The sequence below is a fragment of the Orenia marismortui DSM 5156 genome, assembly GCF_000379025.1.
Classification (GTDB): Bacteria; Bacillota; Halanaerobiia; order Halobacteroidales; family Halobacteroidaceae; genus Orenia; species Orenia marismortui.
This window is the reverse complement of sequence record NZ_KB900624.1, coordinates 53,195-67,769: the sequence shown is the minus strand read 5'-3', so window position 1 is coordinate 67,769 and position 14,575 is coordinate 53,195. Positions and strand designations below refer to the sequence as shown.

Here is a 14,575-nt window from a genome sequence, read left to right as displayed (position 1 = left end):
ATTTAAAAGCTTCACTTGTGATAATGGCTCTGAGTTTGCTCAAATGTCATTTTTAGAGCAAATTAGTGATACTAAAGTATACTTTGCACATCCATATTCATCATGGGAAAGAGGAACTAATGAGCGTCATAATGGTCTTATAAGACGCTTTATCCCTAAAGGTAATAGTCTAAACCAATTCTCTATTGAATCTATTGCTAGAGTCCAAAACTGGTGCAATACTTTACCAAGAAAAATCTTAGATTACCTAACCCCTGATGAAATATTTGAAGATAAATTAAAACAAATTCTTTATGACTAAATAACCAAATTATTACAGTTTGAAAATGTTCAATTTATTATTGCAATTTAAGTTTTAAAATTTATCTCAAGACAGACTAAAAAGAAAAATTACAATCAATTTAATATGTCTTTAAATTTTCTTCAAAATGAATTCGAGTTGGATTTTTTGGTTTTGCATTAAAATTAATTGGAAGATATTCTTCACAAATTATTTTTTCATAGTTTATATCAGAAAAATAATTACAGAAGTAAATTTCTACATAAATCAACTTATTATTTTCTTTATCAGCCAAGGCATAGATATATCCATTATCATTAGCATACACTGCAATCACTGGATAATTAAACCCAGTTGCTCCATATATAAGATAGTCTTTAGAAGAATTTAATTTAGCTAACCTCTTTATTTCTTCAATAAAATCTTTATCATTGCAAGTATATACAAGATATGATACAAAATTTGGATCAAAAGGATTATAATAATAATAATAAAATTGTTCTATCTTTGCTGAAGAAGGTATAATTTTAGGGAATATATCATTATTATGTTTACCTTTATCACCGAAATATTCATTGTAATCTAATATATTTGTAGTTTTATCCTTTTCTACCCATATTGCAAAAAAAATACACACTAGAATAGTTAATATAATAAAAAAAATCAATAATATTTTTTTCATTTTTCTACCTCTTTTCTTCTCTCTTCTTCCAATCTATATGTTAACAATTATTCTATATATTAACAAATTTTTTGATTTATTCAACTTAAATTTTCCTTTAAGTAAGGTTAAAGATTATTGATTTTGACCTTGATTTTATGTTATAAAAGAAGAATAAAGAAGAGGTGTAAAATATTACGCACTAATGTGTAATTAAATTACACATTCATAAAAAATTAAATTTTAGGAGGAATATTTAAAAATACTTGAAGAGATACAACAACAAATCCAGAACAGGTTTAAAAGCTATATGAACAGAAAGAAGGTCATTGATTATCTAATATATATTAACCTGTTTATAACCCCCATACTGACAGGGATTATAGTTTATTTGCTATTCTTTAAGTAGATAAGAAAAAAGGGGGTATCGAAAATACACTATATAGACTTTAAAAAGGAGGATTATTTAATGAAAACAAAAGAAAAAGAAGATTTAACTATATTGCAAATTACAAGAGCTGAATTCCCAAGTGTTGCCTATGTATTTGAAGAACAAATACAAGACTTAGAGGAAAAACTAAAAAATTTAAAATCAAATATGTAATATCTATATAAATTGCGAGAGAAAGAAGAGTTTAAGGTTAAGTGTTTTTTAACAAAATTCTTTCTTCATCTGGCAATTATTTTTTATTGAATGTAAGAAGTTAGTCAAGGAGGAACGCAAAGAAAAAGCGTTTTTCTTTTTCTTGAGTAGTCCTTGATTGACTTCTGGAATGAAATATAATATTTAACCAGATGAAGGAAGTGAAGATTAGGATTTAAGTAGAAAATCAACTATAGAAAGTAGATACTTGTAATATAGATAAGAGTAATTTAAAACGAAAAACCTTATAAACCCTAGTAGCATCAAGGTTTTAAGGCGATTTTATGGTGTGAAATTTATTTTAACCGATGTAAAAATTTTTTTAACCTAGTGTAAAATATGATTTTACACTAAAGTAAAAAATCAGTTGTTAAAACCTCAATATAAAAAAGCAGAGAAGCAATAAACAGATTCTCTGCTTTAATTTTTAACTCTTAATTTTCAATTCTCTAATAACTCTCTTCACTTTTTAAGATATATTTTGTCCCTGCATATATCAAACAACTAACCTCAATAACCATCAACAAAAGTAAGCTACTAGCATATAAGGAACTCTCTTCTACCATACCTAGATAAAATAAGGTATAGTGAAATAATATAAAGTACGAAATTCCTAATTGAAGATAGTAATCTGTTCTCTTATCTTTACTAGCAGTGAAAAAAGTTATAATTAAAATATAAGCAAATAATGTTAAAATAGCTAGAAGAGGAAATTTACTAGATAAGAGCTTTGAAAACCACCTATCTAAGCTAATACTCCCTAATTGTTTGATTAACAGCCAAGTAACTAAAAAGCTTGCTGCTAAAGTATTTGCCATACTAAGCTCCTTTTTAGAAAAAGTCTTAGCCAATAATAAAAGGAGAATAAATAATATTGTAAATAACATCAGAGAATCCTCTAAGGTAAATAAAGTAAAGGTCATTAAATAGATCAATCCTATTATTCCACCAACTATCTCTAATTTATTCATAATCCCCCCCTTAAGAACTAAGCACTAATTCCTAACTGGAATAAGAGATAAGCTCCAAATAAGTAGATAGCTGTAATAGCAATAGAATCCCAACCGATAGTCAAGAAGGTCTTTTTAGAACGATAGAAGAGACCAATAACAGCTACAGCACTTAAGATTAAACCTAAGACTGCTGTTAAAGAGTGAGTTAAAGAAGCCGCTTCTAAAACACTGCCCCCACGATAAGCGATATCACTGACAATAATAATTACCATATTAAAGATATTACTACCAAAGACATTACCAACAGCCATATCATAAGCATTAATTCTAATTGCTGAAATAGATGCAACAACCTCAGGTAATGAAGTAGCAGCAGCGACTAAAATTGTCCCCATAAAGGTCTTATCTAAACCACTTAAAGTAGCAATCTTATCACCTGAGTAAGATAAAGAGATACCTGCAATTACAATTATTATAGCTGAGATACTAAAGCCTATAATCGCTTCTTTTAATGAAGTTTCTAAATCAACTAAGTCCTCTTCTTCCTCCTCTTCAAGCTGATGTTTCTTCTCATATCTAAAGATCAATCTAGTACCCACTAAATATGTAACTAAGATAGCAAAACTACCTAATCCAATTCCCAGAAATTCAAGCTTTAAATCTGTTAAATAATTTGCCAAAATAAATAAAGTAGCTAAACCTGATAATAAAATTCCCAGTAAAGCCGATAAGATATGCTTAGAATGAACCTTTAACATAAAGGGGCCTGCACCATGAAGCAAGTCCACTAAAGCTAAAATCATTAAATTAAAGGTATTACTACCAAAGACATTACCAATAGCAATATCAGGAGCCCCAATAATTGAAGCTGTAGAGCTTGTTACCACCTCTGGCAAAGAGGTAGCACCAGCTACTAAGATACTCCCTACTAGTGCTTGACCTAATCCAGTCTTAATTGCTATTACATCACCATAATCTGATAATTTAGTACCTGCAATAATAATTGCTACTGCCGAGACTAAAAATATAACCCATAATTCTACCACAAAGATCCCTCCATTTTGTATTAAACAATTATAATCTTAATATATAATGGATATACTATTAAATAGTCTATCCATTATATTCTCCACCCTATTATTGGGGGTTAACAGACTCACCCCCAAAAAAATCCTGATCCCTGTAATTTCCCCTAGACATTGAAGTTCTCTCTTAATCTTAGAAACAATTACCTTCAGATCCCCTTCATATACTCTATCAGTTAATAAGAGGTAGCTATCATCATGCCAGCGATATAGCTCATTAAAGAAGACTTGATTTTTATTAATAATATTAGGAATAAGCTCTAAATTAAGGTCTTCTTGATTAGATTCTTTCAAATAATTCACCTCTATAAAGACTAAAGCCCCTCTTTCACCTTTATTTTTTACTGAGCATAGCTCCTTATTGATAAGCCCTTTAATAACCTCCTTATCTTTGATTATTTCCTTATTAAGATAATTAAAGTCTCTGCTCATGCTTTTCCTCCTTAATTAATATTTACAAATCTATCCATAAGTAAAACTCAGACCAATATATCGGTCTGAGATAATTCTATAATTTTATATTTATATTTTCAAAGATAGTTTTGAAATTCTCTATAAGAGATCCCTGAGCTTTATTCTCATAATTCTGTTGTAGATTAAGCCTTAGTTTAGCTAATTCTTCTTGATTAAGCTTAACATGGCTTTTAATTAAAACCTCTCTTCGTACCTTTCACCATTTATTGGCAAGTAAGTATCTTCTAAATATTCAATTTGCTAGGTGAGGAATTGCCATTTTCTTAATTTATTCAATATAAATTAAGTTCATAAAAAACGCCTTAATCCATCTAAAGATTAAAACAAAGATGTTAGCTCTTTTAATATCTTTAGCAGTTTGCAGATCAACTTGACCTAATACCTTTCCACCTTGTTGCTTAAAGATCAGCTTACCTACTAACTCCCCTTTCTTGATAGGAGCTTCTAAACTCTTAGTTATTTTGATCTCTTGCTTGATTTGATCCTTAGTTCCTCTAAGGATATAAGGTGAGAAGGCTTGAGCTGTCTCTACTTCAACTTTAAGCTCTTTTCCTTTAGCTACCTCAACCTCTTTGATTTTAACTTGAGAGTTAACCAGATATACTTTATTAAAGGCATTAAATCCATAATTTAACAACTTAATCGTCGCTGTTGTTCTATCATTATCATTTTCTGCTCCCATTAACACAGAGATTAAAGTAGTATCATCCTTGCTAGCAGTAGCTGTTAAACAGAATTTGGCTTCTTCGGTCCAACCAGTCTTTAACCCAGTCGCATAAGAATAATCACTTAATAGATTATTAGTAGTATATATAGCTAAATCATTATTTTTGATATAATCTACCTGCTGAGCAGACCATTTTAAAACTTGAGGATAATTAGTAACTAGCTCTCTAGCCAAGATAGCCATATCATAAACTGTAGAATAATTGTTCTCGCCCTCATTTGGCAGACCAGTTGTATTGAAGAATTGAGTATTTTCCATTCCTAACTCTCTAGCCTTATTATTCATCATCTCAATAAAACCATATTCAGTTTCACCAATATACTCTGCTACAGCTACACATGCATCATTAGCTGAAGAGATAGTTACAGCCTTTAATAAATCCCTAAGAGTTAACAAATCCCCCTGAGCTAACCAGATTTGTGATCCTCCCATTCCTTCAGCTAAATCACTTATTCTAACCTCATCATCTAAGCTAGCCTCCCCCTTCTCAACAGCCTCCAAAGCCAATAAGATAGTCATTAACTTACTCATACTAGCTGGGGGTAGCTTTAAGTTGGCATTCTTCTTAAATAAGATCTGCCCATTATCAGCAACCATCAAGATAGCCGCCTTAGTATGTATATTTTCAAAGGGGCTTGCCCATGCTACCTGTGATAAAAGGGTAATTAATACTAAAGCTAGAATTACTATTCTATTTATCTTCATCTCTCCACCTCTTTAAAAATTAAGAATCAATTTCCTAAATATTTTAAATTTTATTTTTTTTATTTATAACAAAACTGAAAGTAGCTCCACCATGACTATTATTAACTACTTTTATCTTAGCATCATGTTTATTAATAATTTCCTTAACAATTGCCAAACCTAGTCCATTACCTTTTTTAGCTTCCCTAGTTCGTGCTGAATCAACCTTATAAAATCTCTGCCAGATCTTATCCAGATCCTTCGTAGCAATCCCAATTCCCTCATCAGCTATAGAGAATCTTACTCCTTGTTGATTTTCACTAAAGTCAACCATAATTTCTATTCTTCCGCCTTCAGGTGAATAATTAATTCCATTATCAAGTAAGTTAATTAAGACTTGATGCATTCGATTAACATCTACAAAGATCTTTGGCAGAGACTCTGAAATCTTTAATTTAACCTTTAAACTCTTACTTTTAAATTTACTTTGCAAAGAGCTAACAGCTCTTTTTACGAGAACTTTAGGATGTATATTTTCTTTATTTAGGATTATTCTCTTAGAATCAAGGCGACTTAAGACTAAAAGATCCTCTAATAAATATTCTAAATACTCTGTATCCTTATACATAATCTCTAGATACTCCCTTAGCTCATCTTGCTCTAAATCTTGCCCTAAGATTATCTCTAAAAACCCTTTAATTGTAGTCAAAGGCGCCCTAAACTCATGGGAGACATTAGCTACAAATTCCTTTCTGACATTCTCTAACCTCCTCTTCTTCTCTAAGGTATCATCAATCTCTGCCACAGCATAATTAAAAGTATCGACTAGAGATCTAATCTCCCTACTACTACTTTTAGGTAAAGGAACAATTTCAAATTTCCCCTTAGCTATATTTTTAGCTGATTTATTAATATCGGCTAGGGGCTTAGTCACCCTTTTAGAGAAAAAGAAACTTAAAAAAGAGGCAGCTACTATAGCAATTAAAAAGGAATACAATGTAATCTTAATAATTTCATTGATAGTCTCAGCAATATTACCTATAGCAGTTTGAATGACTATTCCACCAATAATTTTATCCCTGTTAAATTTCTTCTTTTCTAAAATAATAGAACCGTTATCTTGGATAAGAGGAAAGATCATAATTAAGCTCTTATTATCAGGTCCTAAGATCTTTTTACTGAACTTATTCCCTTTTAAAACTTGGATTATTTCTTTCTTTTTAATATCAAGGCTATTATTCTGGTTTTGAGTAGAATCAAAGATAATCTTACCTTTATAATTGATAATTCCAATATCCATATTAGAAGAATGGGCAATGGTATTAAGTTTATTCTTAATCATATCAAGATCTAAGTCTTTATTATAGAAGCTAGCATTAACCAACTTTGCAATCCGCTGCCCTTTATTACTAAGCTTCCATTCCTTTAAACCAGAATAATAGTTATGAAATAAATAGCCAAAGATAGCTCCAACAATAGTCAAAGTTAATAAGATAATAATAATATAAGAGGTAATTAGTCTACTCATAAAGCTTTTATTAGCAAAACACATCTTAAACATCTCTGTTCTCTTCAACCTTAAACTTATAACCTACTCCCCAAACAGTCTTAATGGGCATCAATTTAATTTCAGCATCCTTTAGCTTCCTTCTTATCCTTTTAACATGCTCATCAATTGTACGAGTATGCTGAGAACCTGTCTGCCATAAATTATCCAACAGTTCCTCTCTACTAAAGGCTTGATTAGGGTTTTTAGCTAAAAAAGCAAGTAACTCTAACTCTTTAGGAGCAATATTCACCCTTTTACTTCTTACATAAACTTCATAGCTTCTTAAATCAATCTTTAAGTCAATATTAGTAAAATTTAAAGTCTGCCCTTTCTTTTTCATTAGTTTTTTAACCTTCTCAAACCTTCTCAGTACAGCTTTGATTCTAGCCATTAATTCTTTAGGACTAAAGGGCTTGGTTACATAATCATCTGCACCTAGTTCTAAACCTAAAATTTTATCACTCTCTTCTACCTTAGCAGTTAACATAATTAAAGGAGTTTCAATTTTAGCCTCTTTTAACTCTTTACATAATAACAGACCATCCTTCTTAGGTAACATAATATCCAACAAAATAAGGTTATAGTCTCCGCTTAAAGCCTCTTGTAATCCTAGCTCTCCATCCTTTGCTAATTTCAACTCAATATCATAAGGCTTAAGCATCGCTTTAATTAGTAAATAAATATGATGATCATCTTCTACTAATAAGAACTTCTTCCCATGTAAATTCACTATCAAAACTCCTTTATATCAAATTTATAAACACTATATTTAAGTGAATTTTATATAAGATATTTGCTAGTGTCAATTTTTAATCTTTCGTAAAATAGCGAGCAGTATTTATTTTTAGCTATTTTTTACGAAATAAATACTCTAATTTTCTAAATTTAGAAAATTAGAGTATAATTCAGCTTAATTATATAAGTTAGAATAGCCTGAGTAATATGTAGTTTTTTCACTGCTAGAAGAAGTAACTACAATTTTTTCCTGATAAGTATCATATACTTTTGCCCATACTCTTTGACTATTTTGATCATAAGGTTGCTTAATTTCTTCAGGCTTCATAGCTATAAATACATAAACTTTACTACTTGTAGGTAACTCTTCTAAAGTAATAATAGCCTGTTTTTCTTTTTTCTTATAATCAATCTTAACCTCATTGTACCCATAACCTGGCTCTGAGACACCTATCTTAGCAATATCTATTGCAGCAAAATCTTCAATTTTAATATTTTTGGCATCCTTATTTCCTGTATTTTCTATTATTAATGTACTCCACAGATAATCTTTATTGTTAATCTTCTTATCAGTATTACTAAGATAATCCTTAAACCTATTAGCAAACCTTTTAGGACCTCCAGCAATATAAGAGATCTCATATGTAGGTTTCTTTATAAAATATTGATTTTTTGTAGCTAAATTATTAGCATTATTAGCAATAGTAAATATCCAGATAGCTAATGCAATCATTACACCTATTTTTAAATAATCTTTAAAGCTTTTTTTGTTACTAGAGACTCCACTTTCAGTAGAATAAGCCATTACTTAAATTCCTCCTTTAAATAATTTAGTTATTAGTAATTCAACCTATTTATACCATTAATTATAAACATTCTATAAACAAAATGCAAATTAAATTTAAATTCAAAACAGGATTTCTTTTATTAATACCTAATTAAATAATAAAGAAGGGGGGGAGATAAATGATTAGATCGTTATGGAGTGCTGCAACTGGTATGAGAGCTCAACAACTTAATATGGATGTTATCTCTAACAATCTAGCTAATGTTAATACTACTGGTTTTAAAAAGAGCCGTGTAAGTTTCCAAGATTTAATGTATCAAACTTTAAAGAGTGCAGGAGCACCTAATAATCAAGGATCACAGATTCCTACAGGAATAGAGGTTGGGCTTGGAGTGCGCCCTGCTGCTACCCAAAAACTATTTGGTGGATCAAGTTTAAAAAGCACAGAGAATCCTTTAGATATGGCAATTGAAGGTAATGGATTCTTCCAAGTGTTATTACCTGATGGGACAAGTGGTTATACTAGAGATGGATCTTTTAAATTAGATAGTAGTGGTCAATTGGTAACTTCAGATGGATACTTATTACAACCACCTATTACTATCCCAGCTAATGCATCCGATATAACTATTAATCAAGAAGGATCAGTATATTATAAAGAACCAGGAAATGATGATTTTCAAGAGGCTGGGCAGATTGAGTTAACTGCTTTTGCAAATCCAGCTGGACTTGAGAGTATAGGACAAAATATATTTAGAAGTACAGCTGCTTCTGGACAACCTATGTATGGTTTACCAGCTCAAAATGGATATGGATCAATTGCTCAAAGTTATTTAGAAACTTCAAATGTTAAAGTAGTAGAAGAGATGGTAGATATGATTACATCTCAACGTGCCTATGAAATCAATTCTAAAGCAATTAAAGCTTCTGATGAGATGTTACAACAAGCCAATTCATTATTAAGATAGCCATTAATTAAATATCCCTTTAATAATAAAAGTTAAATTATCACTTGATATATCAAGTGATAATTTAACTTTTATCTGATCATTCTATTAATGCTATTATAGCTTAGCTTATTTTTCCTGAAATACCTAAAAACCTGCCAATACATTTTTATTCTAGCATAAAAACCTTTTATTAGTCCCATCTTATCCTCTTTAATACGATGGCTTAATTCTGGCAAAATCACTCTTCGAACCTTCCACTCCTGTTCAATTGCTATTTTAGTTAAGGCCAATTCAGCTCCAAATTTAGCATCACTTAAATCATCACATTCTTTAATTAACTCTCTTCTTAAAGCTCTTTGTCCAGTTAAATAAGGGGTTAATCTTTGGGCAAAATCAGTATGACCTCTTCCATTCTCAAAAAGCCCACAACTCATATCTACTCCTTCTTTTAAAAGAGGTTCAACTAATTTGCTGATATGTCCTTCTCTCAAGTTGATCAAATCGCCATCTAAAAAAAACAAAATTTCACTTTTTATATTATTAACCCCTATCTCCATAGCTGCTCCTTTACCATAATTTTTAGGTAAGGCAATTACTTTAACCTCACACTCTAATGCATATTCTACAGTATTATCTTTTGAACCATCACTTACTACTATAATTTCTTCAAATATCTTAGATTTTTTTGCGGTTTTAACTACCTCTTGAATTGTTTCTTCTTCATTATAAGCTGGGATTATTAGTCCGATGCCCATTATTAGTCCTCCATCCATAAAAATATCCTCTTATTTTTGAAAATAAGAGGATACTATTTCTTATTTATTTTTACTTACAAACTCTTCTAAAGTAATCCTAAGTGGTTTTAACTCCCCACTATCACCTTTCATTACTAAAAGCTCTAACTTATTTCCAATACCTACCTTTTTAATAATTCTACTTAAATCATCCATTCCCTTTATTTTTTCGTGATTTGCTTCTACAATAATATCATTACTACTCAATCCTACTTCTTCAGCAGGGCTATCTAAAATCACCCTAGCGATAATCACCCCTTGTTCTACTGGCAAGTCATAATAATCTACTAACTCTTTAGTTAGCTCAATTCCATAGATACCAAGCCATGGTCTTTTAACCTTACCATACTTAATTAAATCCTTGCTAATTTCTTTAGCGGTGTTAATTGGAATTGAGAAGCCAATTCCTTGGGCTTGATTAATAATAGCAGTATTAATTCCTATAACCTCTCCTTGACTATTTAATAAAGGTCCTCCACTATTACCAGGATTGATAGATGCATCGGTCTGAATTAATCCTTTTAAAACCCCTGCATTATTATTCAGTCTAATACTTCTATTTAAAGCACTGACCACACCAGTAGTAACTGTATTTCTAAACTCAACATCAAATGGACTGCCAATAGCAATGGCCATTTGTCCAGGAACTAACTTGTCAGAGTCACCTAAAAGAGCTACTGGTAAATCATCTGCCTCCACCTTAATTACTGCCAAATCATTTCTGGGATCTCTACCAACTAGTTTAGCTTTTAATTTTCTACCATCAGACAATAATACTTTAATTTGATCAGCATCTTCTATTACGTGATTGTTAGTTATGATGTATCCTTTCTGGTCAAAGATAAAGCCTGAACCTAAGCCTTTTCTTTCTTTAGGCAAAGGGAAGAAGCTTCTTTGATTACGTTCAATTACATCTGTAGTAACAATACTAACTACAGCAGAACCTACCTTTTTTACTACCCTTTGTACAGCTTTTTCTTTGGAAAGAACTACTGTTTTTTCTTTCTGTTCTAGATTTTTTTTATCTTTACCTTGTTCTTGATTATTAAATCCCCAAAAAGCTTCTACAGATGAATGAGTTAATAGACTTTCTCCAATAAATAAACCTAAAATTAACAAAGCTAGATAGATTAATCTTTTCTCTTTTCTTCTCATTATCAGTAAAGCCTCCTTCTCTAATCTTATTAAAGATTATAACAGGTATTTTTGACAGAAATATGACAAATTTTATAATAAGCTATTAACAAAATTTAAAAATACTTTTAATTCGTGAACATTAGTTTATATTCTCTTCTTATCTAACAGATTCTCTTAGATTTAAATATATCTCTTCCTGCCCCGCTTCAATAAAAGCATAAATGACTTCTTTAATATTTTTAATTTCTTTTTCTTCTAGTTTATTGTTTAACCATTGTTCATCTCTATTAATTAACCTAAGGTTCTTTTTTTGTATTATTCCATCAATAATTAAAGCTATGGGAATTCCTTCAGTCTCTGCTTTAATATTTAGGTCTGCTAAAGTAACAGGACGAGCTGAGCTAATTGGTATTATGCTAACATTTCCAGTAGGCTCTAAAATAGCATAGTGAATCTCATTAAGCTTAGAGTAACCATTGTTTCTTAAAATAGATAATAGTTGAATTAAAGAGATATGCTCTTTTTCTAAATTATCCTCAACAATCTTTCCCTCTTTAATCAAGATAGTTGGCTCACCTAATAGTAAGTTATTCATCCTCTGATTTAGAGTTAGCTTAGCAAAGATAAGATACAAGACCACTAAAGTCACTAAACTAATAATACTGGGAAGTAGCTTTGTACTAATTAAAGGCTCAGCAGCAATAGTTCCTAAAGTAATAATTGCAATTAAGTCATAAGGGGTTAACTGTACAATACTAGACTTGCCCATTAAGCGAGTTAAAGCAATACTTAAAATAAACATTATAAGGACCTTTAGAATTATCTCCATTTTATTTATTCACCTCTAGAACTTAATATAGCTTTAGCTTGTTCTAAAGGTTTGAATAATATAAATAAAAAAGGCTCTCCATCATGGAGAGCCTTTTTACTTTTATTACTTAGTTTAGATAATAATCTATTTTAGTTACATATTTTAATAAGTAAAGTAGAGTTTTATAAAATGCAAGTTAAGTTTGTAGTGATTAAAAATCTATTACAAATAAACTAACACTATCTTTTAAACGTAGCATAAATTAGTTAAATCAAGAACCAAGTTTAACTAAACCATGCTATTACTAAAGCAATGTATAATGGAGAATTTAATATCTTAAAATCCCTTGACCTTAATTCTCCATTCTCAATTAATTATGCTTCTCCTCCTATCTTCAAAGAAAAAAGGGTTATCAAAGCAGCACACCCACCTGCTATAATAACCCTAAAAGCACGGCCATTTCCAGATCGTTACGCTTACGGAGCTAAAACCTGACTAACGTCAGGACCCGGTAGCTCCTCCAGCTCCACGCTCTTCCAATCGCCTAAGATCAAGGTCAAGCCAGTTCTATCGACGCCAGCCAACTACAAGCCCATTGTTCCCCTCATTTCCTCCCCCCAAACCCCCCTCCTTTTAACTCCCTTCCCGACCAGGCTCGACAGACCACTTCGCCAAAAATGAAAGATCAATAATTGAAAATTAAAAATCCTCAATCTTCAATTATTGATAAAAGTTCTCTAAGCTCCTTCTCAATCTCCTCCTCAAGTGCTCCAATAATAAACTCCTTTTTAGTAATTTGCCCCTTTAACATCTTAGGCAAACTTTGATATCTAGCTCCATAGCTCTCTAGCTCCTGAATAGAAAGTCTCCTATACTTCTCTATAGCCTTCTCTTCAGCCCTTTCTTCTATCTTTCTTTTTAGCTCCTGCTCTTTGCGTTTCTGTTCAGCCTTCTGTCTAGCTAACTCTTCTTTCTTCTTTTGCTTTTCTAGCTCAGCACTAGAATAATGACCCTGCTGGCAAGAACTCTTTAAGAAAGCAAAGAAGCTCTCAGGCTTAGAATCCTTAGTATATTCAATATCTCCCTTTAAAAACTTAAAGCTATGCTTCTTTAACAACTTAGCCAACTCTTTTTTATGAGCCTCCACCTGCTCTTTTTTTGGTAATAGCTTAAATAACTCTAAGACCTCTTTAGAATACTCCTCTTCTTTAACCTCTATCTTCTCAGAAATCTCTTCCTTCTTTCTCTCAATCACAAAATCAATAAAAGCAATTCTTCTTCCCCTTTTCTCAGTAGAATAAGATAACTTAATATCAGTCTTTTCACTTATCTCCTCACAAGCTGTATCTAAGACATATTTTTTAAAATCATAAAATCTTTTATATTTATTTTTATTATTAGTCAATTCCCTTACCTCTTCAATACTCATCTTTGGAATTTTATATTTTTGGTAGCGAATAGCTAGTTCATAAAAAATTACTGAATACTGGCTAATTAACGATTTAATCATCATTAGATTTAAAGGAGTAAAATAGTTTTGTTCTTGCAATGCTCTAACAATATTTCCAATTAACATAAATTTATATTTATTATCCTCTTTAATAATTTTAGGTAATATACTAAACTTCTCCCAATTGTTCTTATTTTCTTCTTCACGAACCGTTGCTATTACTCCCATTAAACTTTCTAACTCTTCCTCAATATACTTAAGATCTTTTATCTTTACCCCCGCGATCCTATGAACTACATCACAATCAACTTCAAAGGAATAAATTTTATCTTCTAATATCTCCTCATAATTAAAAAATTTAACCTCTTTTTGTGCTATCTTTAAAAATATATTATAAATTTTTCTTTGAATTAAAGTTATTTTTCCTTTTGTTTTTAAGGCAATAAGTTGATTTGGTTTATGTAATAGCTCCTTTTTCATTATATCCACCCTCTATAATTGATAATTAAATCATATCATAATAAAGCGAGTGGAACAAATAAAAAACTCGTTGTATTTCCCTATTTTCTCGTTATATCTCCCTAATTTATCGTCTTATCGCCCTAATCTCTCGTCTTATTTCCCTATTTTCTCGTCATATTTCTCTGTACTCCCTTGTTACAATAGGATTTGTCCAAGCCTAAAGATATATAAGATATAAAAGATATACAACAATAGATAAAATAATTATTTATATTGTTGTTGTTGTTAGTAAATTAAAATAAAGTAGGACCAGCCTCACGGCTGGGACCCCTTGTCAAACTGTACGTACGGTTTTCCCGTATACAGCTTTCGGTTATTGGTGCTCCTTATCAG

The 14,575-nt window shown here is 30.8% G+C and carries 15 protein-coding genes; 3 read left to right on the top strand and 12 right to left on the bottom strand.

Translation table 11 applies throughout. The annotated features are described in order from the left end of the window. A partial coding sequence (locus OREMA_RS0116560) for an IS30 family transposase (RefSeq protein ID WP_157280110.1) occupies nt 1-301 on the top strand: 301 nt, incomplete at its 5' end. 100 nt (nt 302-401) lie between these two features. Here OREMA_RS0116560 and OREMA_RS0116555 read toward each other — a convergent pair. Then, nucleotides 402-962 carry a hypothetical protein gene (locus OREMA_RS0116555; RefSeq protein WP_018250364.1) on the bottom strand — a complete coding sequence of 187 codons (561 nt, stop codon included), beginning with the start codon at nt 960-962 and terminating at the stop codon, nt 402-404. A gap of 448 nt (nt 963-1,410) precedes the next feature. Between OREMA_RS0116555 and OREMA_RS19360 the strand changes: the two genes are divergently transcribed. After that, complete coding sequence (locus OREMA_RS19360) at nt 1,411-1,545, top strand: hypothetical protein (protein WP_018250363.1); 135 nt, start codon at nt 1,411-1,413, stop codon at nt 1,543-1,545. 488 nt (nt 1,546-2,033) lie between these two features. Here OREMA_RS19360 and OREMA_RS0116545 read toward each other — a convergent pair whose 3' ends face one another. The 7 genes from OREMA_RS0116545 to OREMA_RS0116515 all read right to left on the bottom strand — a co-directional run bounded on the left by OREMA_RS0116545 (nt 2,034) and on the right by OREMA_RS0116515 (nt 8,596). Beyond that, the gene (locus OREMA_RS0116545; RefSeq protein ID WP_018250362.1) at nt 2,034-2,555 is read right to left on the bottom strand and encodes a hypothetical protein; all 522 of its coding nucleotides are present in this window, start codon (nt 2,553-2,555) and stop codon (nt 2,034-2,036) included. 17 nt (nt 2,556-2,572) lie between these two features. Continuing rightward, nucleotides 2,573-3,583 (bottom strand): sodium:calcium antiporter, encoded by a 1,011-nt coding sequence (locus OREMA_RS0116540; RefSeq protein ID WP_018250361.1) that lies wholly within the window; start codon nt 3,581-3,583, stop codon nt 2,573-2,575. A gap of 36 nt (nt 3,584-3,619) precedes the next feature. Next, entirely contained in the window at nt 3,620-4,054 is a 435-nt protein-coding gene (locus tag OREMA_RS0116535) for a hypothetical protein (protein WP_018250360.1), read from the bottom strand. A gap of 310 nt (nt 4,055-4,364) precedes the next feature. Continuing rightward, nucleotides 4,365-5,528 carry a D-alanyl-D-alanine carboxypeptidase family protein gene (locus OREMA_RS0116530; protein ID WP_018250359.1) on the bottom strand — a complete coding sequence of 388 codons (1,164 nt, stop codon included), beginning with the start codon at nt 5,526-5,528 and terminating at the stop codon, nt 4,365-4,367. A 43-nt stretch (nt 5,529-5,571) separates the two neighbouring features. Next, nucleotides 5,572-7,068, bottom strand: a complete 1,497-nt coding sequence (locus OREMA_RS0116525) for a sensor histidine kinase (protein ID WP_018250358.1) — start codon at nt 7,066-7,068, stop codon at nt 5,572-5,574. Further along, nucleotides 7,061-7,786 (bottom strand): response regulator transcription factor, encoded by a 726-nt coding sequence (locus OREMA_RS0116520; RefSeq protein WP_018250357.1) that lies wholly within the window; start codon nt 7,784-7,786, stop codon nt 7,061-7,063. Before OREMA_RS0116520 ends, OREMA_RS0116525 begins: the two co-directional genes overlap by 8 nt. A gap of 180 nt (nt 7,787-7,966) precedes the next feature. Then, nucleotides 7,967-8,596 (bottom strand): hypothetical protein, encoded by a 630-nt coding sequence (locus OREMA_RS0116515; protein ID WP_018250356.1) that lies wholly within the window; start codon nt 8,594-8,596, stop codon nt 7,967-7,969. A 161-nt stretch (nt 8,597-8,757) separates the two neighbouring features. Here OREMA_RS0116515 and flgG point away from each other — a divergent pair, with 161 nt between their 5' ends. Next, nucleotides 8,758-9,546, top strand: coding sequence for a flagellar basal-body rod protein FlgG (flgG, locus tag OREMA_RS0116510; protein ID WP_018250355.1), 789 nt, complete (start codon nt 8,758-8,760; stop codon nt 9,544-9,546). A gap of 71 nt (nt 9,547-9,617) precedes the next feature. On the opposite strand, the gene OREMA_RS0116505 is transcribed toward flgG, so the two are convergent. The 4 genes from OREMA_RS0116505 to OREMA_RS0116485 all read right to left on the bottom strand — a co-directional run bounded on the left by OREMA_RS0116505 (nt 9,618) and on the right by OREMA_RS0116485 (nt 14,200). Then, nucleotides 9,618-10,283, bottom strand: coding sequence for a glycosyltransferase family 2 protein (locus OREMA_RS0116505; protein ID WP_040657520.1), 666 nt, complete (start codon nt 10,281-10,283; stop codon nt 9,618-9,620). A gap of 60 nt (nt 10,284-10,343) precedes the next feature. After that, the gene (locus OREMA_RS0116500) at nt 10,344-11,477 is read right to left on the bottom strand and encodes a S1C family serine protease (RefSeq protein ID WP_018250353.1); all 1,134 of its coding nucleotides are present in this window, start codon (nt 11,475-11,477) and stop codon (nt 10,344-10,346) included. Nucleotides 11,478-11,616: 139 nt separating this feature from the next. Next, complete coding sequence (locus OREMA_RS0116495) at nt 11,617-12,261, bottom strand: DUF421 domain-containing protein (RefSeq protein WP_244871516.1); 645 nt, start codon at nt 12,259-12,261, stop codon at nt 11,617-11,619. 718 nt (nt 12,262-12,979) lie between these two features. Further along, nucleotides 12,980-14,200 (bottom strand): replication initiation protein, encoded by a 1,221-nt coding sequence (locus OREMA_RS0116485; protein WP_018250350.1) that lies wholly within the window; start codon nt 14,198-14,200, stop codon nt 12,980-12,982. Nucleotides 14,201-14,575 lie beyond the last annotated feature (375 nt).

Excerpts from the sequence above, each read along its gene's own strand:
- OREMA_RS0116555 (WP_018250364.1), bottom strand. The coding sequence starts at position 962 with ATGAAAAAAATATTATTGATTTTTTTTATTATATTAACTATTCTAGTG.
- OREMA_RS19360 (WP_018250363.1), top strand. The coding sequence starts at position 1,411 with ATGAAAACAAAAGAAAAAGAAGATTTAACTATATTGCAAATTACAAGA.
- OREMA_RS0116545 (WP_018250362.1), bottom strand. The coding sequence starts at position 2,555 with ATGAATAAATTAGAGATAGTTGGTGGAATAATAGGATTGATCTATTTA.
- OREMA_RS0116535 (WP_018250360.1), bottom strand. The coding sequence starts at position 4,054 with ATGAGCAGAGACTTTAATTATCTTAATAAGGAAATAATCAAAGATAAG.
- OREMA_RS0116530 (WP_018250359.1), bottom strand. The coding sequence starts at position 5,528 with ATGAAGATAAATAGAATAGTAATTCTAGCTTTAGTATTAATTACCCTT.
- OREMA_RS0116525 (WP_018250358.1), bottom strand. The coding sequence starts at position 7,068 with ATGTTTAAGATGTGTTTTGCTAATAAAAGCTTTATGAGTAGACTAATT.
- OREMA_RS0116515 (WP_018250356.1), bottom strand. The coding sequence starts at position 8,596 with ATGGCTTATTCTACTGAAAGTGGAGTCTCTAGTAACAAAAAAAGCTTT.
- flgG (WP_018250355.1), top strand. The coding sequence starts at position 8,758 with ATGATTAGATCGTTATGGAGTGCTGCAACTGGTATGAGAGCTCAACAA.
- OREMA_RS0116505 (WP_040657520.1), bottom strand. The coding sequence starts at position 10,283 with ATGGGCATCGGACTAATAATCCCAGCTTATAATGAAGAAGAAACAATT.
- OREMA_RS0116500 (WP_018250353.1), bottom strand. The coding sequence starts at position 11,477 with ATGAGAAGAAAAGAGAAAAGATTAATCTATCTAGCTTTGTTAATTTTA.
- OREMA_RS0116495 (WP_244871516.1), bottom strand. The coding sequence starts at position 12,261 with ATGTTTATTTTAAGTATTGCTTTAACTCGCTTAATGGGCAAGTCTAGT.
- OREMA_RS0116485 (WP_018250350.1), bottom strand. The coding sequence starts at position 14,200 with ATGAAAAAGGAGCTATTACATAAACCAAATCAACTTATTGCCTTAAAA.